Origin of the sequence: Paenibacillus sp. LHD-38 (assembly GCF_031157315.1) — a bacterium.
In the GTDB taxonomy this organism is placed as follows: Bacteria; Bacillota; Bacilli; order Paenibacillales; family Paenibacillaceae; genus Pristimantibacillus.
Genome location: NZ_JAVIFU010000009.1, coordinates 141309 through 161299 on the forward strand (window position 1 = coordinate 141309; position 19991 = coordinate 161299).

Annotated in this window: 20 protein-coding genes, 1 pseudogene and 1 riboswitch; of the genes and pseudogenes, 5 read left to right on the forward strand and 16 right to left on the reverse strand. The window is 38.2% G+C overall.

Features of this window, described 5'->3' with window-relative positions; genetic code table 11:
- Position 1: 1 nt before the first annotated feature.
- The 5 genes from RCO25_RS10125 to RCO25_RS10145 all read right to left on the reverse strand — a co-directional run bounded on the left by RCO25_RS10125 (position 2) and on the right by RCO25_RS10145 (position 3582).
- A complete protein-coding gene (locus RCO25_RS10125; RefSeq protein WP_308996027.1) occupies positions 2 to 202 on the reverse strand; it encodes a copper ion binding protein in 201 nt (66 codons plus the stop codon).
- Between the two features lie 454 nt (positions 203 to 656).
- The gene (locus RCO25_RS10130) at positions 657 to 1007 is read right to left on the reverse strand and encodes a metal-sensitive transcriptional regulator (protein ID WP_308996028.1); all 351 of its coding nucleotides are present in this window, start codon (positions 1005 to 1007) and stop codon (positions 657 to 659) included.
- 135 nt (positions 1008 to 1142) lie between these two features.
- Positions 1143 to 1652 carry a hypothetical protein gene (locus RCO25_RS10135; RefSeq protein ID WP_308996029.1) on the reverse strand — a complete coding sequence of 170 codons (510 nt, stop codon included), beginning with the start codon at positions 1650 to 1652 and terminating at the stop codon, positions 1143 to 1145.
- 313 nt (positions 1653 to 1965) lie between these two features.
- Positions 1966 to 2571, reverse strand: a complete 606-nt coding sequence (locus tag RCO25_RS10140; protein ID WP_308996030.1) for a YdhK family protein — start codon at positions 2569 to 2571, stop codon at positions 1966 to 1968.
- 60 nt (positions 2572 to 2631) lie between these two features.
- Positions 2632 to 3582: a F510_1955 family glycosylhydrolase gene (locus tag RCO25_RS10145; protein ID WP_308996031.1), complete on the reverse strand. Its 951-nt coding sequence runs from the start codon at positions 3580 to 3582 to the stop codon at positions 2632 to 2634.
- A 437-nt stretch (positions 3583 to 4019) separates the two neighbouring features.
- Here RCO25_RS10145 and RCO25_RS10150 point away from each other — a divergent pair, with 437 nt between their 5' ends.
- Together RCO25_RS10150 and RCO25_RS10155 are read left to right on the forward strand one after the other, a co-directional pair.
- Positions 4020 to 4763, forward strand: a complete 744-nt coding sequence (locus RCO25_RS10150; RefSeq protein ID WP_308996032.1) for a response regulator transcription factor — start codon at positions 4020 to 4022, stop codon at positions 4761 to 4763.
- A complete protein-coding gene (locus RCO25_RS10155; RefSeq protein ID WP_308996033.1) occupies positions 4750 to 6171 on the forward strand; it encodes a sensor histidine kinase in 1422 nt (473 codons plus the stop codon). The genes RCO25_RS10150 and RCO25_RS10155 overlap by 14 nt, the downstream gene beginning before the upstream one ends.
- A 131-nt stretch (positions 6172 to 6302) precedes the next feature.
- Here RCO25_RS10155 and RCO25_RS10160 read toward each other — a convergent pair whose 3' ends face one another.
- The 5 genes from RCO25_RS10160 to RCO25_RS10175 all read right to left on the reverse strand — a co-directional run bounded on the left by RCO25_RS10160 (position 6303) and on the right by RCO25_RS10175 (position 12323).
- A complete protein-coding gene (locus RCO25_RS10160) occupies positions 6303 to 7781 on the reverse strand; it encodes a UDP-N-acetylmuramoyl-L-alanyl-D-glutamate--2,6-diaminopimelate ligase (protein ID WP_308996034.1) in 1479 nt (492 codons plus the stop codon).
- A gap of 236 nt (positions 7782 to 8017) precedes the next feature.
- Positions 8018 to 9838, reverse strand: a complete 1821-nt coding sequence (gene asnB / locus RCO25_RS10165) for an asparagine synthase (glutamine-hydrolyzing) (protein ID WP_308996035.1) — start codon at positions 9836 to 9838, stop codon at positions 8018 to 8020.
- Positions 9839 to 10059: 221 nt separating this feature from the next.
- The gene (locus tag RCO25_RS10170; protein WP_308996036.1) at positions 10060 to 11232 is read right to left on the reverse strand and encodes a C39 family peptidase; all 1173 of its coding nucleotides are present in this window, start codon (positions 11230 to 11232) and stop codon (positions 10060 to 10062) included.
- The gene (locus RCO25_RS34820) at positions 11151 to 11402 is read right to left on the reverse strand and encodes a VTT domain-containing protein (protein WP_374992093.1); all 252 of its coding nucleotides are present in this window, start codon (positions 11400 to 11402) and stop codon (positions 11151 to 11153) included. The genes RCO25_RS10170 and RCO25_RS34820 overlap by 82 nt, the downstream gene beginning before the upstream one ends.
- Positions 11403 to 11852: 450 nt before the next feature.
- The gene (locus RCO25_RS10175) at positions 11853 to 12323 is read right to left on the reverse strand and encodes a C40 family peptidase (protein ID WP_308996037.1); all 471 of its coding nucleotides are present in this window, start codon (positions 12321 to 12323) and stop codon (positions 11853 to 11855) included.
- A 4-nt stretch (positions 12324 to 12327) separates the two neighbouring features.
- A riboswitch (cyclic di-AMP (ydaO/yuaA leader) is annotated at positions 12328 to 12459 on the reverse strand.
- A gap of 261 nt (positions 12460 to 12720) precedes the next feature.
- Between RCO25_RS10175 and RCO25_RS10180 the strand changes: the two genes are divergently transcribed.
- Positions 12721 to 14322 carry a multicopper oxidase family protein gene (locus RCO25_RS10180; protein WP_308996038.1) on the forward strand — a complete coding sequence of 534 codons (1602 nt, stop codon included), beginning with the start codon at positions 12721 to 12723 and terminating at the stop codon, positions 14320 to 14322.
- Here RCO25_RS10180 and RCO25_RS10185 read toward each other — a convergent pair.
- Genes RCO25_RS10185 through RCO25_RS10195 form a run of 3 tightly spaced genes read right to left on the reverse strand, consistent with a single transcriptional unit; the run spans position 14297 to position 16631 of the window.
- Positions 14297 to 14815 carry a C40 family peptidase gene (locus RCO25_RS10185; protein WP_308996039.1) on the reverse strand — a complete coding sequence of 173 codons (519 nt, stop codon included), beginning with the start codon at positions 14813 to 14815 and terminating at the stop codon, positions 14297 to 14299. The two genes, RCO25_RS10180 and RCO25_RS10185, sit on opposite strands and share 26 nt — an antisense overlap.
- A gap of 26 nt (positions 14816 to 14841) precedes the next feature.
- Positions 14842 to 15942: a sensor histidine kinase gene (locus RCO25_RS10190; RefSeq protein WP_308996040.1), complete on the reverse strand. Its 1101-nt coding sequence runs from the start codon at positions 15940 to 15942 to the stop codon at positions 14842 to 14844.
- Positions 15939 to 16631, reverse strand: a complete 693-nt coding sequence (locus RCO25_RS10195; RefSeq protein ID WP_308996041.1) for a response regulator transcription factor — start codon at positions 16629 to 16631, stop codon at positions 15939 to 15941. The genes RCO25_RS10190 and RCO25_RS10195 overlap by 4 nt, the downstream gene beginning before the upstream one ends.
- A 123-nt stretch (positions 16632 to 16754) precedes the next feature.
- On the opposite strand from RCO25_RS10195, the gene spoIIP reads away from it, so the two are divergent.
- A complete protein-coding gene (gene spoIIP, locus RCO25_RS10200; RefSeq protein ID WP_308996042.1) occupies positions 16755 to 17666 on the forward strand; it encodes a stage II sporulation protein P in 912 nt (303 codons plus the stop codon).
- Between the two features lie 280 nt (positions 17667 to 17946).
- Here the strand turns inward: spoIIP and RCO25_RS10205 are convergent.
- From RCO25_RS10205 to RCO25_RS10215, 3 genes and pseudogenes are all read right to left on the reverse strand, one after another.
- Positions 17947 to 18034: pseudogene (locus RCO25_RS10205) on the reverse strand (cation transporter); the annotation flags it as partial.
- Between the two features lie 146 nt (positions 18035 to 18180).
- Positions 18181 to 18381 carry a copper ion binding protein gene (locus tag RCO25_RS10210; protein ID WP_308996043.1) on the reverse strand — a complete coding sequence of 67 codons (201 nt, stop codon included), beginning with the start codon at positions 18379 to 18381 and terminating at the stop codon, positions 18181 to 18183.
- Positions 18382 to 18401: 20 nt separating this feature from the next.
- Positions 18402 to 18749 (reverse strand): metal-sensitive transcriptional regulator, encoded by a 348-nt coding sequence (locus RCO25_RS10215; RefSeq protein WP_308996044.1) that lies wholly within the window; start codon positions 18747 to 18749, stop codon positions 18402 to 18404.
- Between the two features lie 281 nt (positions 18750 to 19030).
- On the opposite strand from RCO25_RS10215, the gene RCO25_RS10220 reads away from it, so the two are divergent.
- Positions 19031 to 19975: a DoxX family membrane protein gene (locus tag RCO25_RS10220; protein ID WP_308996045.1), complete on the forward strand. Its 945-nt coding sequence runs from the start codon at positions 19031 to 19033 to the stop codon at positions 19973 to 19975.
- Positions 19976 to 19991 lie beyond the last annotated feature (16 nt).

Here is a 19991-nt window from a genome sequence, read left to right on the forward strand (position 1 = left end):
ATTAAACGACGTCATAACCTTGTTCTTCAATCGCTTCTTTCACAGCATCAATAGTTATTTGATTTTCGTCAAATAATACTTCTACTACATTGTTAGCAAGTTCTACTTTCCCAACGACACCGATTTCTCTTAATGCTCCCTCGATGGAATTCACACAATGTTGGCAACTCATACCCTCTACTTGCAATACCGTTTTTGTCATTTTAATTTCTCCTTTATCTAATCAATTTTCGTACTCTAAAGTTTAGGAAGTTCGTTTTATCGATTACAATGTTTGCCATCTCTTCGTGGTTTTAGTATACCCCCCTACCCTATATATGTCAAGTGTATTTTACGATACCCCGGTACCGTATATTTCACATACGAAAAAAGCAACATTCCTGCTGCTCCATTTCGTTCTTTCCATAAATTATTGTTTCTAATTTTCCGTAAAATTATTATTTATATCGCAGCATCGAAGGCTATGCGAGAACTCAGATCATTGTTTCGACTACCAGCCAGATTTACTAAGTGTAAAAAAGAATAATCCTGAAGAAAGTACTGCAGATATTACAGTTAAAGAAAAATCCTTACCTCCTAGCAACGATGCTTAACATTATTTTATAAAACGACAAAAAGAGCATTTATAACCATCATAAATGCTCTTCTAGATTCGATTATTTAATTAATTTATTCATGGTTGTCATCAATTCCGTCAATACTGCTGTATCCCCGACTTGCAAACGCTCGAGCACACAACTTTTCATATGATGTTCTAACAGGAGCTTACCTACACTATTTAAGGAAGATTGTACGGAAGCTATTTGATTCAGCACATCGTCACAATACGTATCCTTTTCGATCATTCCTTTAACTCCGCGAATTTGACCCTCAATACGATTGAGACGCGAAATTAAATTATTTTTATCCTTTTCAGAATGGTGGCTATTTCTCCCTGATTCCTCCGTTGAACAACATGAAGGATCTTCGTGAGTAAGTGGTTCTACAAGTTTCGTTGGTTCATTCATCCAAATCAGCCTCCTTCTTCTTATTATACCATACTCCCATACCCTATATTAAGTGGCTTAAAGCAGAGCCGTCAAAAGGCCCACTGTTATCAAATGATAACCGTGGGCCTTTTACAGATTTATTTTTCACCGTTATTATGGAATGTATTGTTGAACGATTTTTATAATTTTATTATTCTTGATTGTAAGATGATACGGAAAGTCCTCCAAGTTAATTCCATCGTTATTAATAAAGTGGTATTTATATTTCTTTACATGAATTCTTTCGTTCCAAACAATATCTGCCTCTTCTACTTTCCCCGTTCTATTATAGATCTGCATGAGTATAACTGCATCATTTGCTAATTCGAAGGTACGCAACTTTTTATTTTGGTTAACAATATAATACCCGTCAGGTGCTTCAGATATTCCAGAATCTTTCTCATAATCACGGAATACTTTATTTGCTTCTTCTCCTTCAAACCACTGTATATAATCCGCGGTAATAAATATCTTACCATTTTCAGAAAATATTTTTTGAATATAGGCCGGGTGAGTATCTTGACTTTTAGGTACTGGATTGTACTCTGCCTCAGCTGCATTGACATAAATAATTTGAGTCAAACTAAGGAATATAATACTAATACCGATAATTAATTTTCTCATACATGAACTCTCCCTTTAGGTATATTTTTTTTATAACCTATCAGTTATAGCATATTCATACCTATAAATTTTAGAAGAGAGGAATTAATAGAGGTTGCCCCCTATGTCAACTAAATCTGTTTATCATCATGATGTAACATACCCTTTATATCGTTGACCTGAAACATACCCAATATCAAGTTAGCTATGGTTTTATTAATTAATTCGGGATCGCTTCTTATATTCCTCCTGCAGTTATCCCTCATTTCTTATAACAGTAAAAGCAGCCTTATCCTTATTCTAAGGATAGGCTGCTTTTAAGTAGGTTGCACGATTAATGATTCATACCTGACATATTGCCTTCTCCGGCTGTTCCATTACTTGAAAGTTCATTTTCTGTTACCCATTGATGATTTTTAACTTTTTCACCGCCTGTAGACGGCGTATAATCCGCCATGTACACCGTTGTTTGCTCAGCTGAATCAATCGTAGCAGTTGCTCCATTCATTCCCTTCATATGGTCAGCCTGTAAGACAACTTCTTCTCCCGGTTCATAAGCTTTTCCGCTGGCATCTTTTATTTCTTCATGAATAACCCACTTATGGTTTGTCACTTTCTCGCCACCTGACGTTGGAGTATACGATACGGAATAAACTGTCGTAGTATAAGCTCCCACTATAGTTGCAGTAGCACCGTTCATCCCTTCCATGTGGTCTGCATTAATAACCGCTTGACTTCCAACTTTGTAGGTTGGATTGTTTGCTTCTTTTAACCCTTTGGGCACTTCACCTGTCGTGGAGTGGTTCATATCTGAATGATTTGTTTCTGTAGAGTTTCCATTCTGACTGTTGTTTGTTGGAATCTCATTAGTTGTGTTTTTTCCACATCCACTTAAAGCAATCATTGTTGCTACACCGAGTAATGCCAACTGTTTTTTCATTTTCAAAACACTCTCCTAAGTTATAATGAGTTAGTTTAGAACATTTTCTAGACAAGTATTTTATTCATAAATATCGCCTTTTTTAGCGATTTCCTTCCATGTAGCGCCGCTATCTGTCGAGATGTAGATATCCTTCTGTTCAGTTGCAATTGCCAATTCATCGGATTTAGTGGGGTTCTGGGCTACATAAGAGATGACATCACTGCTTGGCGTTTTCATAACAACCGTTGTCTTTGTCTCAATATTGACACTAACAAGTGAAGCTTCAGGCTTAGAAGAAGCAATCAGCACATCACCTGAATTCGTAAAAGCCAAAGCTGTGACCGGATGATCTGAAGCCAAGGCGGTTAACGATTGACCGTAATCATATGAAATAAAAGCGCCGTCTGTTGTGCCAATAACGACAATGGATCTCTCGTCAGGATGTGCATTAATCGCTGTTATCTCTCCTTGGATACCTGTCATAGGACTACTCGTCCATGTCTGCCCTTCATCTTGGCTGTAATATAACCCAGGTTGTTTCATCTTAGAGTTAGGCTGCGGATTCAGCACATATATCGTATGTGTTCGGTAACCAACGGTCATGCCATGCAGATCGACTTCTCCCTCGAGAGCCAAAACCGTAATCGATTTTCCCTCATTCGTGCTTTTTATTAAACCTAATGGGTTTTTGTATGTCGATCCAGCAGCCGGATGGCCACTGCTGTAGAATCCGTTATCTGCCGCTGTGAAACCCATATAATCGTGCTTCTCCCCTAAACCTTCGCTCCACACACCATCCGCATATACGTTTAATCCGTTGTGAACCGGGATGAAGAGCTGTTTACCATCTGTGGAATAACCTAAACCATGAATGTGCATAAAAGTCATATCCACGTGCTCAGAACCATTTGACTTTTCAGTCGCTTTTTTTGAACATGCAGCAGTCCCGATGGAAAGTATTATTGCTAACGTTAGAATCATGATTTTTTTCAGAAATAAATACCCCCTAATCCTATATAAAAAAGACATTTTCAAGTGTCTCCACTTATCCCCAAACCATACATAAGGTTCGGATACGATAAGTTTAACTCATACATTTGAAGATCTCGTGTAGAAATGCTAGTAATCCTCAGATAACCGACCAAGATTCATACAATTAGTTTATCGATAACGATTCATTTTAATGTGCAGATGATAATACAACAAGGTGAAACCCAACAATATGAAGCTAAAAAATGACCAAATGGATCTGAAAGACACTCCCTTCGGAGTTACACTTCCAGAAGTTACCTCAATTAAAAAGATGCTACAAGATATAATTGTTCCTAGAACAAGAACTATTCCGATAAAAGACTTCATAAGTTATAAATTCCTTTTTCTTTCATGGATTTTAAACCCTTCTATACATCTTCACTTATTCTTCAAAATTTAGGGGTAAAATAATGATGTACAAGGAGGTACTCAATATGAAAAACGGTATCAATAAAAATAGATTAATTTTAATTGTTGACGATGAAGCACCAATGCGTCACTTGCTTCAGCTTTATTTGCAGGCCGATGGTTATCAAACAGATTCCGCAGCCAATGGAAAGCAGGCCTTAGAAAAACTTAAAAACAATAACTTTGACTTAGTAGTTTTGGATTTAATGATGCCGGAAATGGATGGTTTTGATGTTTGTAAATCCATTAGGAACTGGTCGACCATTCCCATCATTATGCTTACTGCTCGTGATGAAATGATTGATAAGGTTATCGGTCTGAAACTTGGCGCAGATGATTATATAACGAAACCTTTCGAGCAGAATGAGCTGTTAGCTCGCTTGGAATCCATATTTCGGCGGGTTCATTTTCAGCAATTCGACAATACAGCAGCAGTTGTTGAAAACCCCGCTCATTTAAAAACCATTCTAAATTTCCATCAATTAAAGATGAATGTTCCGTTACATCAGGTCTTTTATAGCGAGCACAAACTTGCATTTACACCCAAAGAATTCGCTATTCTCCGGTTATTTTTATCTAACAAAGGTAGACTATTTCACCGCGAAGACGTACTTGAATTGCTCTGGGGAACAAGCCAGGTAACTGATGACCGTACCGTGGACACACATATTAAAAACATAAGAAATAAACTAATTGATGTTGGTATGGATGGTCATAAAGTTATTAAAACCATATGGGGAACTGGGTATATATGCAATGAAAACAATTAAATTAAACGGCATTGCCTTTAAGCTAGGAGCGTTTCTAATCGTTTTTGTAATGGTGCTCATCTTTTGCATTGAAATTATTCTCTATTCACTGTTCATTCGGTTTTATACAGATGACGTCATTGATGAACAAATCATGCGAAGTGATAGTTACGCCTCTGTATTGAATGATCACTTTAATGAAAGTACCATTGGACATATCATTCGAATAGAAAATGCAACTGACAACATGCTTATTATTTTGGATAAAACGAAAAAAATCATAGGACAAACCCAAGGAATCGATAAGCTAAATGTAGATGATTTAAAAGATGTTCTTTCACACGATACGAAATCACATGGTCCAGTACTTGCTTCAGATTGGAAAAATGAGTCTTATTTTATAACTCAAGCACCTGTCACTTCCGGTGGTAATATTATTGGTCAAATCATTATGTTCAGTCCTACCAAGCCAATACAAACTGCTGTACAAACGTTAAGAACTACTTTCGTTGGAGTAACGATTATCATTATTTTGTTGGGAATTTTCACCACACTGTTTGTAACAGGCAAGATTGTCCACCCTCTCCTGAACATGATTCGTTTAACGAATCGAATATCAGAAGGGAAACACGATATCAAACTAGATACGCAGGGCTCAGATGAGATAGCACAATTGGCTAGCTCAATTAACCGAATGTCAACTAATATTCAATTTTTCAAGCAGCAACGCAATCAATTTTTGGCTGATATTTCACATGAATTAAGAACACCTATAACTTATATGAAAGGTTATTCCGAGATTTTACTAAATGGATTAGCTCAAAGCGAACAGGAGCAGCAACAGTATTTGAAAATATTATTCAATCAAAGTGTACATCTTCAGCGACTCGTTCAGGATTTATTTGATCTGGCTAGCCTGGAGCAGAAATCTTTTTCGCTTACATTTAATCGACTTTCTTTGGATAAAATTATTTTAAATGCCCTTAATCTAATGGAGATACCAATTAAACAAAATGAGGTTATACTCACCTACACCCCTTCTGCTGTACCATTATTCGTCAATGGCGATGAAAGACGATTACAACAGGTTATTATAAACCTGCTTGAGAATGCTAAAAGTTATACTGCTCCGGGAGGCACAATTTCAATCTTGGTCTATAAAGAAAATGAATCCGGATATATCAAAGTGAATGACAGCGGAGTCGGCATACCGCAAGAAGAAATACCGCTAATTTGGGAACGACTTTACCGAGTAGACAAATCCCGTTCTCGGGCTTCTGGTGGAGCTGGCCTTGGGCTTGCCATTTGTAAGGAAATCATTGAACTGCACCAAGGGCATATAGAAGTTGAAAGCATTCTCGGAGTAGGCACCACTTTTCAAATCAGTCTTCCATTATTAATAAAAGAAACTACTCAAAACGTTAAATGATAAATGGCTTGCAAGACAGATGCCTTTCGAGGCATCTGATTGCTAATATACATTATTCAAATTAACTAATTCCTTCTGACTGCAACCATTAACGAAAAACTTTTATGATACTCCTCTTTATGTTCATTATATTATCTTAAACTTAGCAAAAACTCTCTTACTACATCTTCATCACTAAATAACTCTATACAATCCCCGTTTACTTGCTTTGTCTCATGCCCTCTGCCAGTGATGATAATACAGTCATCATCCTTAGCGGTCTCCAGAGCTTGTCTTATGGCCTGCTTGCGATTCATTACGATTTCATATGGCTTGTTTGGGTTTGTTTCTAGTCCCTTTATCATATCAGTCAGTATCTGTTCCAAATTTTCAGCATACGAATTATCAGACGTGAAAATAACCACATCCGAATATGTTGCAGCTATGCTTGCCATAATGGGTCGCTTCAATCGATCACGATTTCCGCGGCTGCCCATCACGCAGATAAGTCTTCCTGCTGTGATTTCCCTTGCCGTTTTTAATACAGCAGATAAACCATTTGGATTGTGAGCATAATCTACAACAGCTCGAAACTTTTGACCTGCCCAGATATTTTGAAATCTCCCTTTAACCCCTTGAAACGCCTCTAAGCTATTCTTAATTTGATCAAGTGGTATGTTTTCGATCAAGCATGCTGAAATGGCTGCAAGTGCATTATAGACGTTATATATTCCAGGTGTATTTATATAGAATGGCAGGCTACCCCAAGGCGTAACAACTGTAAAGTGTGTCCCCTCCCAAGTTGTAACCACATTTTTAGCCATAATATGTGCATCTCTTTCAATGCCATAAGTTAAAATCTGCGCTGCAGTTCTGTTAGCATAATAATCCGAAGCTTCATCATCCCCATTTAAAACTGCTGTCTTACTCATAGCATCAGATGCATTACCTAATTGAGAAAATAATAATTCTTTCGATTTTTTGTAACTATCTATATCCGGATGAAAATCCAAATGGTCATGCGATAAATTGGTAAATATAACCGTTTTAAAATCACATCCTCTAACCCTGGCCATTTCCAATCCATGTGAGGATACCTCAAGTACAGCATATTGACCCTTATCTTCAATAATTTTTTGAAAATGACGATTCATATCCAAAGAATCAGGAGTTGTATTTATCGTTTCCTCATAGTAATCACCAATTTTCATGCCAAGTGTTCCGATTAAACCACATCTCTTTTCATTATCATTCAATATTTTATCAATCATGTGTACGGTTGTTGTTTTACCGTTCGTACCCGTAACTCCAATTAACTGTAATTTTTGTGATGGGTTATGATAAAAATTGCTTGCAAGAATTGGGAGAACCCTTTGTGAATCAGGAACTTTTACCAAAGTAACGTTTTGCGGAATTTCACTAAGTAATTTTTCAGTTACTATAGCAGCAGCGCCATTCTTTATGGCCTCTCTCACAAAATCATGTCCATCGCTGTTGTGACCTCGTAAGCAAATGAACAGTCCCCCTGTACTAATTTTCCTTGAATCAATTTCAATGTTCGTTATTTCTATATCAGGATCTCCATCGAACTCTTTAATCAAGAGGTTATGTGTCAACGTCAGTAAATTCATAATGTGTTCCTCTTTTCATCCGAATGAATAGCATTATATTAATTTTAGTGTACATGCTGTTTTTGAGGAAATCGTGAAGATTTCTTTATTATGATCAAATTCTAATCTAAATATAAAAAAGTCCCGAATATTTGGATTATGTTCGGGACTTTATCGTTTTTCAACTTTTCGATTCTTGATTTTTTCAGTAATATTTTCACAATCGCATTCAATACTCGGATAACTTTTAATCGTTCTTAGTTAAAATATTGCTTATACCACACCAAGAACATATAAATCGTCCAAACCTTCCGAGCATGATTAGCTTTTCCTACCGCATGATCGTCAAGAAGCTTAAGGATCACATCTTTATCAAAAAATTGAGCTGCAGCGTGGCTACTAAAGGCTGCCGCAATTTGATCATAATATTTTTTCTCTCTGATCCAGTTTCGAATGGGTACCGGAAATCCGATTTTTTTTCTTTTTGCCGATTCTTCTGGAAGTGAGCGTTTGGCAGCTAAGCGAAACGCATATTTTGAGTCAAGCTCATTAACCCGGTATTTGGTTGGGATTTTAGATGCTGTCACCATTACTTTTTTATCAAGGAAAGGAACTCGAAGCTCGATCGAATGAGCCATGCTCATCTTGTCTGCTTTAAGGAGGATATCATCTACTAACCAATGATGTAAGTCTAAAATCTGCATTTTCGTGACATCATCTGCATGCTTCACTTGGCTGTACGCCGGTGATAGTATGTCTTTCACCGAAGGCCCATTTCTATAAGGTTCATTTAGTACATTAACGGCTTCTCTTTCAGTAAAAATATTTGCTTGACCAATAAACCATTCTTCAACTGGTCGAGTGCCTTTGATTAATAGATTCTTGCCCCTCATCTCAGGCATCCTTTTAGCGATCATGCCAAGTGGCTTTCGTATCATGTGAGGAAGCATTTTGATTTTATTTTCAAATGGGGAGGTTTCATAACCAGCATAACCGCCAAACAGTTCATCTGCACCTTCACCGGAAAGAATAACCGTAACGTCTTTACTAGCTAGCTCGGCTAGGAAGTACAGTGGAACAATAGATGGATTTGAATGTGGCTCATCCATCATATATTGAATTTCGTCTAACTTTTCAAAACAAAGATCTGAATCTAGTATTTTACTTATATTTTCAATTCCAAGTTCATCCGACAATGCTTTTGCATGATCGATCTCGGAAAAATTCTGGTCATTAAAGCCTACGGTAAATGTTTTATCCGGCTGTAGAACCGAAGCCACGTAGCTAGAATCGACCCCGCTGGATAAGAATGAACCCACCTTTACATCACTGATTTTATGAGCATGTATTGATTCTCGAACAACCGTATCAATCTCATTAACAATGTCATCCAAAGGTCTTTCAGAAGGACTAAACTCCGGATTCCAATAGCGCTCTATAGTTAAGCAGCCTTTCTTATAGGTCATATAATGAGCTGCCGGTAATTTATAAACGCCCTTAAAAAACGTCTCATTTAGTACTGGATACTGAAATGTCAAATATGGCTTTAAGGCCTCTTTATTTAATTCTTTCACAAATGAGGGATGACTTAAAAAGCTTTTAATTTCGGAACCAAACAGTAGTGTACCGTTCATATTAGCATAATAAAAAGGTTTTATTCCAAACATATCTCGTGCCGAAAAAAGCTCATTCGTATGCCGGTTCCATATGACAAAAGCGAACATTCCTCTTAGCTTTTGCGTGATATTTTGCCCATACTCTTCATACCCATGTAAAATGACTTCACTATCCGTATGCGTTTTAAACACATGCCCTTTTCGTTCAAGCTCTCCGCGCAATTCTAGAAAATTATAAATCTCCCCGTTGAAAATCAACACCAAAGATTCATCCTCATTGAACATGGGTTGACTACCTGCGTCCAGGTCAATGATACTGAGCCGGCGAAATCCGAGCGCGGCTATATGTTCGACAAAATAGCCTGAGGAATCCGGACCCCGATGAATAATCTTATCCATCATACTGCTCAAAACATCAAGTGAAAGGTCAGTTTCCCCTATAAAACCTGTAAACCCGCACATCTTCCATCCCTCTATTCTATCTGATAACTACAACTGCCATTTATGACTCCTAGTAAATACGATAATCTATTCATTCGTATGCCTAAGCGATTGGCGGTATCTACCTATTTCATGTTACAAGGATTATTAGGAATGAATGTGATAGCTTCATTACAGTTTTCTTTCTCTTTCTCCTTATAATCTACAAATATGTTATGAAAATAAAAAAAGAGACATCCTATTCACAAGGATCTCTCTGAAAATAATGTGTTGCTAACGATTAAAGCATGACTCCCCATCTCATCGTAGCTTTTAAAAAATGTATCTGCATTATAAGTCACTTGTCCTTTTAATGGATTCATTACATGTACAAGATTGTCTTCATATCCGTTTAATACGACGACATGCAGGTTAACTGGTGCAGGGAAATAATCGCCTGTATCGTTAAAATACCAAGCAGCATTCATTTTCGGCTTAGATAAATCAAGTGTCGTCCATACAACAACCGGGATTCCTTTGTTAAGATATTCAATAATTTGTTCTCTCGAACTACCACTGACATCAGCTACACGTTTACTGTCACCCACAGCATCTAAATATAACTTTGCAGCTTTTACGATAGGAGGTGCATAACTAAAAAAAGCACCTTTTAAATCACGAGGGTTACCAGCATAAGCTTTATAAGGATCTGGACCATATAATTTATTAGCCTTTATTGTAAACGGCTGCTTCGGCAAGTATTTATCAGCCATCTCCGTTTTTGAGACCTCATAACCATAATAATTAAGCACAGCTGTCAATGAGACGATTTCACAGCCGTTCGGCAGTTCAGGTTTCTGCATGAGTTCTTCTACATCCATATATACCTTAGAAATCTTTATTTGACCGTCCTCAGAAACTCTCTCTACTTCCTTCACATGTTCAAGCAACTGGTTTGTGCTTTCAAATTCCTGAGAAAATTCATTCACTTCAACAAACAATTCTGCATCGCTTCGCTTGTATGGAAACTCAATCTGCTTCTGCTTGATAAGATATCTGGTTCCATAATCAAGTAAACTTGATTTTGCCTTGCCTTCGGCATCTGTCATAATTTCAGTAATTTCTCCAGATACCTCATTTCTAAAGGTATATATAGTATTTTTAATCGGCAACTGGGTAATGGCATCCGTATTAAGAATGGTTATTGTTCCTTGCATCGTTACTGGTTTCTTAACTCCAAGTTTTGTATCACTTGTTTTTTCTGAATTTAGCAGTAAAAAGCTGACTATTATTACGCATATTATTATTCCCAGAAATACATTCTTATTTTTCATAATAGCTATACCTCTATTATTTATTTTCTTTTGTAATGTAATTGATACAATAGATAAACCATAAGCAAAAATAGTGAATAAATAACGACCACAATAATCCATTCTGTGGAACCTGAGTGCATATTGGCACCAACATATGCAAAGACAATCATAACGGGAATTTTGCCAAGGAGAGTCGACAATATAAATATTTTAAATGGCAAGCCAAAGACGCCTGCATACAAATTGATAAGTGATGCAGGCATAATAGGAATAATGCGTGCAATTAACAACGCCCAAGATGTTTAATAAATTCATGCATTCGTCGAAATGAAGTATTTCTCTTCACCAATGCTGTTCCCAGACTATTCAGCAAAAGATGCAAACATCCATTTGTTTATTTTCAAAGAAATATTCCTTTCCGCTTGTCTTTATAAGCTTACCTCATCTCCATGGAATGATCTGAAATGTTTGACCAACATTCTTGAAAATACAACACATTAGGAACAGAGCTCCTACGAATAAAGAACAGCTTCTCAACACTATTTACCTGTAATTCTCCTCACTAATTCATTCATGATTATACTACAGATAATAGTGATTAAATTTCATATATTATCCAATTTTAGAAACCTATACCCGTATTCTCAGCTCTGCCATCAATTGTTGAGTTTGATGTTATATACAATAAAAAGAACAAGCTCACATTTTACAAAACATGGGCTTGTTCTTCTATGTTTATTTTAATGTTCTTTATTCATCATTTCTGCATTTACTTCTTCGGATACAACACGGCGAGCTGTAACATATCTTTTCTCCCAATAGTCTTCAGACAGTTTACTGATGCGCACACCTTTACTACTAGAGGCATGAGCGAACTGTCCGTTGCCTATGAATATACCGGCATGCGAAATATCTCGACCATTTGTATTAAAAAAAACAAGATCACCAGGCTTCAAATCATCTTGAACGACTTTCGTTCCTTCTTGTGCTTGTGCTTTTGAAGTTCTTGGAAGCTTCACATTATACTGATTAAATATGTACAAGATAAATCCGGAGCAATCAAAACCCTTTACAGTCGTTCCTCCCCATTGGTAAGGAGTTCCAACTACCTCATCGACAGAATGTTTAACATTCATCCCATTAGCAAATACACTCCCTGCAAACGTAAAGCACATGACACTCACCAACAAAGCTGCAAATATTTTCTTCAAAAAAACTTTCTCCCTTCGATGCCTACGAGGTTAGCTAAGGGTTCGGAAGAAGGTTTCCCTATAATCCTTGAAAGACAGATTAATTCACCCGAGTGGATCCCCCGTTTCCTTAAAAGGAATTCGGCAAATTCATTTCTATTTTGTCATTCTTCGCTATTCTAAGTTCTTTTTTGTCCGTTCATTTCCTTCTTTTAGAAAATTAAAAAAAATTAATGTCAATAAATAAGAGTTCAATATTAGCTTTAATCCCTGGTAGAACATGCAACAGCAATAAATATTAGGAAATTCTCATTTGAAAGGATTGTCGAGTAAGCTTTTTTAGATCTGTAATTCCTCCTACACTAGATCTTCATAAGTACTTGCTAAGATAAAACGTAATAAAAGGAGGTATTATATCGTGAGAACAAATCGATTAAAAATGATTACTGTGGTCATTACATTGGCCCTGGTACTGTCAGCCTGCACATCAAGCGGTTCTATAGGGGGAATGGACCACACTAAAATGAATATGGGGTCGGATAGCGACAAAAATGAACAAAGCAATAATTCAGGTACAGTAGAAACAACTAGTGATGCTCCATCCATACTAACTGGACCCGATATTGCATTAACAGCTGCACCGTCCCAATTGGATACAGGCAACGGCAAAAAACTCACTGTATGGAGCTATAACAATACGGTCCCCGGCCCTCAAATTCGGGTTAAAAAAGGAGAAACTGTCCGGATTACTTTAACGAATAAGCTCGACGTTCCAACCTCTATCCATTGGCATGGTGTTCCCGTTCCGAATAGCATGGACGGAATACCAGGCGTAACTCAAAATGCCGTTCAGCCAGGAGAGTCCTTTGAGTATAAATTTAAGACCGATGTACCTGGAACCTACTGGTATCACTCTCACCAAGATAGCGTTAATCAACTGGATATGGGCTTGTATGGCAGCTTCATCGTTGAAGATCCGTCTGAAAAAGTCGATCGAGATTATACTTTGGTATTGGACGAATGGATGAGCTCCGGTACCATGAACATGAATAAGTCGTCATCTTCTGAAGAGGATATGGCTGGAATGAATCATGGAGATATGGAGATGGATGAAACGGAGCAAACGGGTACGGATGACATGCAGGGGCATGATATGAGTATGTATGACCTGTTCACTATAAACGGTAAAACAGGAAGCGGAATTGAACCTCTCCTCGTAAAGGAAGGCGAAAAGGTTCGGATTCGTCTAATTAATGCAGGCTATATTTCCCACCAGCTTCACTTACATGGCCATGAGTTTAAAGTAATGACGACTGACGGACAGCCTGTTCAAAATCCTGCTGTTTTAAAAGACCAATTAATTACCCTTGCACCCGGCGAGCGGTATGATATTGAATTCGAAGCGAATAATCCCGGTCAGTGGTATTTAGAGGAACACGGATCCGATTCAAGGATAACCGATATGAAGATAAAAATTAACTATGAGGAACAAAGCAACAGCAGCGATAAAGCCAATCAAAACGAACAACTCCCTTCTCTTGATTTAACTCAGTATGGAAAAGCTTCAAGCATGAAGTTCACTTTAGATCAAAAATACGATATGGAATATACAATGAAACTAGGTACTGAAAAAAGAGATGGCGAAGAGGTCTATACCATTAACGGCGATATCTTTCCTGAAACAGAAGCTCTTTCGGTAAAAACAGGAGATACCGTAAAAGTTCGCTTAGTAAACACATCTTCAACGGATGATCATCCCATGCATCTTCATGGTCACTTTTTCCAAGTATTAAGTAAAAACGGACAGCCCGTTACCGGTTCGCCTATTGTAAAAGATACAATCAACTTAAAACCTGGCGAAGAGGCTATTGTCGCCTTTGAAGCTGATAATCCGGGAAATTGGATGTTTCACTGCCATGACCTGCACCATGCTTCAGCAGGTATGATGACTGAATTAAACTATTCCGATTTTAAAAGTACCTTCGTCAACGATCCTAATGCCGGCAATATGCCGGAGTAAAGGGAGCCTTAGCGCCCTCTCCTATATTACGAAAATAATCCAGAAAAAAGATCACCCCTAATCCCGCCATGCGGGTATGGTGATCTTTTTTTGCTCTCTTGGCGGTAATGTTGTGAATCATTTTTCCATCGCCAATGTAGATTCCAACATGACCGACATTCTTCTTGTCGCTGCTGTCGAGCCAAAAGAAAATCAAGTCACCTATTTTAAAGTTGCCCCCAAAAACCTTCTGACCTACTTTAGCTTGACCGTCATCATCTTTATTAACAAGCTTTAAACCGACATTTGCAAGTCTGTACGCAAGATATGTGAAGCCGGAACAGTCTGTTTTATAGGGTGCACGGATTTCTTGTCTTTGTCTCCAGTTCACATACTCGACTTTATTTTGCAGAGATAGTGCCGTTTGGACAACCTTATTTCTTTTGGCTTCTATAGAAGATGCAGCTTCGACATCCTGTAATAATGCGGTTGCAGGCAAACTGATGGCTAACATTAAGATCGCTATTCTTCTTTTAAACTCTATGGTTCATGATTTTCTCCCCGTTCTTTTTTCGGCAAGTATACATGAAATTGCGTACCCTGATTACTTTCTGCCCAAATCTGTCCGCCATGACGTTCGACAAGGGTTTTAGTGATTGCCAGCCCTAGACCACCGCCTCCGGGTTGTCGGTTCCTAGATTTATCCACTTTATAGAAACGATCGAATACATACGGAATTTCATTATTTGGTATACCAATACCTGTATCTCCTACGGTTATCTCTACACCTTCATCCTGTAGTTGACCGCTTATGAGCACTTTGCCGCCTTCTGGGGAAAATTTAAGTGCATTTGATAAAAGATTAGTCCAAATTTGTTTTAACCGATTTTCATCCGCATGAATGGTAATATCGGGAATATTCCCTTTTTTCAACGATATTCCTTTTTCAGAAAAAGAAGGCTCCATTAATGCGAAAACTTGCTCAATCGTCTTCATCAGATGGACGTCCCTTAAGGAAAGATGGAATTCTGGAGAAGTGAGAGTATGTAGCTCTTCCAGACCGTTAACTAACTGTACCATTCGATCAATTTCTTCCCTACTTGATTGTATTCGCTCTGGTGTGGCTTCCCATATTCCATCTTGAATAGCCGACAAGTAACTGTTAAGGGTAGTTAAAGGTGTTCGTAGTTCATGAGCAATGTTTTCTGTCATAGTCACTCGTAAATGTTCCTGTTGTTGAAGTTGTTCGGCCAAGTGATTAATTGAGGCTGCCAGTTCATCAACTTCATCCTTTGGTTTACCTTTTAAAGGTAAACGAACATCTCTTTTTCCTCTTGCCATTACTATCGTCAACCGCTTCATGCGTATTAATGGAGCTGAAATTTTTTTAGCAATATAAATACTAAGAATTAGTGATATAACTAACGCGCCCGCTATCGTCCAACCAATAGATTGAATGATTGCTTGTTCCAAATGTGTGTTTAGTAGAGCAGTTGCATTTTTTTCGTGTGCCATTTCATCACCATATAATTGAAAATGGTAATGTGTAGCATTAATGATGGCAAAGGATGCGATAATTAAAATTGCAGCCGTATAAAAAATCAGCAAAATGCTTAATCGAAAGGAAAGAGATTTATTCATTTTATCCCTCCATGAAAACGATATCCTACCCCAAATACGGTTTGAATATATATTGGGTTTTTCGGATCTTCTTCAATCTTCTGACGCAAATTTTTTACATGCTGATCAATGGTTCGGGTATCTCCATCAAAATCTATACCCATGATTTTTTCAATCAATTCGTCTCGCGTGAACGTTCTTTCTGGATTTCTAGCTATAACGATAAGCAGCTTATATTCATTTGGTGTTAAATTTACAGGAACCTGATTGATAAAGACTTGCTGTGCGTTACTATCCACAATTAAGTGTCCTTTTGCATATTCCATACGATCTGCAAGCAATTCCTGTTGATTCGTACGACGCAAAACGGCGCGAACTCGAGCTATTAACTCATGTGGATCAAAAGGTTTAACGATATAATCATCTGCGCCAATCGACAGACCATGTATACGATGATTCATAGATGATTTAGCCGTCAACATAATAATGGGTACAGGATTAAATGCACGAATTTTATTACATAAGGTCTCGCCACTCATATCAGGAAGCATCAAATCAAGAAGTATTAAGTCTACGTGGTTACTGTTTATTTTATGTAGGGCAGATTGGCCATCACCGGCCTCATAAGTCTCATACCCTGCTTTTAACAAGTAGGCGATTATCACTTCACGAATTTTCTCCTCATCTTCCACAACCAATATTTTACTCATAATGCCTCCTATATAGCTTATTTTTATTATGAGTTATTATCATAACAATTATCATCAAGTTCTACTTTCTTTTCTCCTCTCATAATCTATTAATATGTGATTCATAATAATAGAGAAGGGGGAATGATGTTGAGTGTACGATCAGCTTTAGTATTATTTGCATTTTTATTTTCTTGTACATTTATTGTAACCAATGGATTAATGATGACAACAGACTCAAATCATTCTTTAGAAGAACATATCCACCCCCGTGAAGAAGTAATGAATATAAATGATAGCTTTAATGAAGATGATAAAACTAACTCAGTTAATAAACAGGTACCTACACAGTTGAAAAAGGGGACTATTCCCGCCATTTCCACTGGTAACCCCCCGCAAATTATTATCTACCATTCTCATAATCGAGAATCCTGGATACCTGAATTAGAAAATATCAAGGATCCCGATAGAGCTTTTGACAGTAAAATAAATGTAACATTACTAGGAAGATATCTTCAAAACAAATTGAAATTGTCATCAAGTAAAATCCCTGTACTTCATTCAAAAATAGATTATCCATCTCGTATTACTAATTTCAATTATGCTAAGTCTTATTCATATTCAAAAACAACAATTAATCAAGAGCTGAAAATGCACCAAAATGTGAAATATCTGCTTGATCTGCATAGAGATTCTCAAGGGCGCGAAAAAACAACCATAACCCATAAAAACAAGAACTTTGCACAAGTTTATTTTGTGGTAGGAATCAATCATCCAAATTGGAAGGAAAATATGGAATTTGCAAACCGTATTCAGGAAGGCTTAAATAAAATAGTTCCTAATCTATCAAAAGGAATTTATCAAAAGGATAAAAATAGCGGAAACGGCGAGTACAATCAATCACTCTCAAGCAATAGTGCTTTAATTGAAATTGGCGGAGTTGAAAATAGTTTGGACGAAAGTTATCATACAATCGAAGTATTAGCAAAAGTCATTCAGGACATTTGGTTAGAAGATAACTCAGGTGTGGTGAAATCATCGAGTCCGTCTATTTGACTCTTCACATAACAAAAAGAGCGTTTTCTTATTATGAAAATGCTCTTTTTGTTGTTTATTCGATATCATTATTACAAACCACTTTGCTGCCTTCTCAAGGCTAAGGTACTTTTAACTCTTTCCTCCTGCATCTCCTATCGGTGTATTCCTACGTGATATGTCCAACTTTTTTGAACATACAATCTATCGTCTTAAATTCTCACCTCATAACTGAAATTTCTGACCTGCGGAAGTTCGCAAATGTGTATTAGCTTGAAAATAATAATGATGTCTCGCCCCGCTCCAGCGCCAAATTCACATTAGCTTCGGACACCCTCCATCCGATTGAGACCCTTCTCAATCCGATTGGCGCAGGCCGCGCAGGTCATCCCTGTAATTTGAATGGTCGTTTACGCTTTTTCCATGCATGCTCACCTACCGGCACTATACCCTCATGGGGTATATAATTTTGTAAAAAAAGAGAGGCTTAGCTCAGCCTCTGCTTGATTCTTCTTCATTAAGCTTTGCCAAAACCTTAAACAACATCGTAGCCTTGATCTTCGATGGCTGCTTTGACGGCTTCTAGCGTTACTTTGCTTTCGTCAAACTCGACCGATACCTTCTTACCCGCCAAATCAACCTTGCCTACAGCACCCGTATTGCCTACTGCTTTCTCAACTGCACTTACGCAGTGCCCGCAAGTCATGCCCTCTACTTTCAATACTACATTTGCCATTTTATTATTCCCCTCTCCGACTATTTCATTAATTTGTTAACCGTAACCAGCAATTCATCAATCACTTCGCTCTCGCCGGCTTGAATACGTTCGACGACGCAGCTTTTCATATGTCCCTCAAGCAGCAGCTTTCCTACGCTATTCAGAGCAGATTGCGCAGCTGCGATCTGATTAAGCACATCATCGCAATACGTATCCTTCTCGATCATGGCCTTTACGCCTCGAATTTGCCCTTCAATTCGATTTAGGCGTTTCGTTAAATTATCCTTCATCTGATCGGAGTGATGGCTCTTGCGAGGAGCTGCTGAATCACAGCATTCTTCGGAAGAATGCTCGTGCTCCCCCTTGTTTATTGCGCTTTTGTTCATTCGACATACCTCCATGGGGTATATGTTTCTGAGATCAGCTTATCATACCCCCATGGGGTATGTAAATACCTTTTTTTAAAATATAAGAATTTATAAGTTTCACATTTATAAATAAGCTTATATTTCACCGCGAAACGATCTTTTGCCGCCAAGGACGGCAACAGCCGTTTACACTTGTTTTGTGTTTTTATTCCATTCCTGACACTTTTATTATGGAGGGCAATATGCTACGATCCTCGTAAACAACTGTAAATAACATCTAATCGGAGGAATAGCAGCTTATGGATTATTATGCACATGTCAAATGGTTCACAGACGTCGTTGCAGAGAAAGTACCGATTGCCGCTGTGCTCTCTCCTTTTTTCATGACACTGGCTGTGTTTGTCGCGGTTCTGCTGGCGGTCTTGACCCAGCTGCTGCCCGCGCTTTCTAAATCAAAGCTCTCTACCCGAATTGACAGCGAGCTTGATAAGCTTAGAAAATATTCCTTGCCGATCCTCAAATACGGTACTGCCGCATCACTGCTTATTCAAGCAGCTTCGGGAACGCGCTTCGCGCTTGAGTTCGAGCTTACAAGCGGCTGGCAAACCATCCTCATGTGGACAGCAATCGCACTTCTGCTTATTCCGCAGCATTATGCGACTAAGATAGGTGCGCTTGCCATGCTTGTCTTGTTTATTGACACGAGCATCGAAGCCGGACTGTTCCATATGCTCGATTACGGCTTTTATCTAGCCATTATCGGCGTTCTTCTCCTTGAGAGGACCAAGGAATCCAAATGGGGCTTCCCGCTTCTCTACTTAGGAACCGGGCTATCGCTATGCTGGGTGGCCGTGGAAAAATGGATCTATCCCGCAATGGCCGAGGATATTATCACGAACCATAACGTGCCGACGTTCGGCTTCGAGCCGGCGTTGTTCATTGTCATGGCAGGCTTCATCGAATTTGTTGTCGGTTATTTGCTTGTCGTCGGCATATTGAACCGACTGCTATCCGTCGTGTTGACGCTTATTTTCATATCTACCACGATGCTGTTTGGCATGAGTGAGCTTACGGGGCATTTCATGATCCACATCGTGCTGATCCTGTTCATTATCGAAGGCGCCAGCTTCTATAAGCCGCCTGTCTCGATGCACCGCACGGTGATTGACCAGATGATATTCGTATCGCTCAACTTTATATTTGTGCTAGCCACCTTCGTGCTCATTTATTATCGCTTCGCTTAACTTGAGAAAGAGAGGA

Bases quoted from the DNA above. Each gene is read 5' to 3' on its own strand.
- RCO25_RS10125 (WP_308996027.1), bottom strand. From the start codon at position 202: ATGACAAAAACGGTATTGCAAGTAGAGGGTATGAGTTGCCAACATTGT.
- RCO25_RS10130 (WP_308996028.1), bottom strand. From the start codon at position 1,007: ATGAATGAACCAACGAAACTTGTAGAACCACTTACTCACGAAGATCCT.
- RCO25_RS10135 (WP_308996029.1), bottom strand. From the start codon at position 1,652: ATGAGAAAATTAATTATCGGTATTAGTATTATATTCCTTAGTTTGACT.
- RCO25_RS10140 (WP_308996030.1), bottom strand. From the start codon at position 2,571: ATGAAAAAACAGTTGGCATTACTCGGTGTAGCAACAATGATTGCTTTA.
- RCO25_RS10145 (WP_308996031.1), bottom strand. From the start codon at position 3,582: ATGTCTTTTTTATATAGGATTAGGGGGTATTTATTTCTGAAAAAAATC.
- RCO25_RS10150 (WP_308996032.1), top strand. From the start codon at position 4,020: ATGAAAAACGGTATCAATAAAAATAGATTAATTTTAATTGTTGACGAT.
- RCO25_RS10155 (WP_308996033.1), top strand. From the start codon at position 4,750: ATGAAAACAATTAAATTAAACGGCATTGCCTTTAAGCTAGGAGCGTTT.
- RCO25_RS10160 (WP_308996034.1), bottom strand. From the start codon at position 7,781: ATGAATTTACTGACGTTGACACATAACCTCTTGATTAAAGAGTTCGAT.
- asnB (WP_308996035.1), bottom strand. From the start codon at position 9,838: ATGTGCGGGTTTACAGGTTTTATAGGGGAAACTGACCTTTCACTTGAT.
- RCO25_RS10170 (WP_308996036.1), bottom strand. From the start codon at position 11,232: ATGGATTATTGTGGTCGTTATTTATTCACTATTTTTGCTTATGGTTTA.
- RCO25_RS10185 (WP_308996039.1), bottom strand. From the start codon at position 14,815: ATGTTAGCCATCAGTTTGCCTGCAACCGCATTATTACAGGATGTCGAA.
- RCO25_RS10190 (WP_308996040.1), bottom strand. From the start codon at position 15,942: ATGAATAAATCTCTTTCCTTTCGATTAAGCATTTTGCTGATTTTTTAT.
- RCO25_RS10195 (WP_308996041.1), bottom strand. From the start codon at position 16,631: ATGAGTAAAATATTGGTTGTGGAAGATGAGGAGAAAATTCGTGAAGTG.
- spoIIP (WP_308996042.1), top strand. From the start codon at position 16,755: ATGATGTTGAGTGTACGATCAGCTTTAGTATTATTTGCATTTTTATTT.
- RCO25_RS10210 (WP_308996043.1), bottom strand. From the start codon at position 18,381: ATGGCAAATGTAGTATTGAAAGTAGAGGGCATGACTTGCGGGCACTGC.
- RCO25_RS10215 (WP_308996044.1), bottom strand. From the start codon at position 18,749: ATGAACAAAAGCGCAATAAACAAGGGGGAGCACGAGCATTCTTCCGAA.
- RCO25_RS10220 (WP_308996045.1), top strand. From the start codon at position 19,031: ATGGATTATTATGCACATGTCAAATGGTTCACAGACGTCGTTGCAGAG.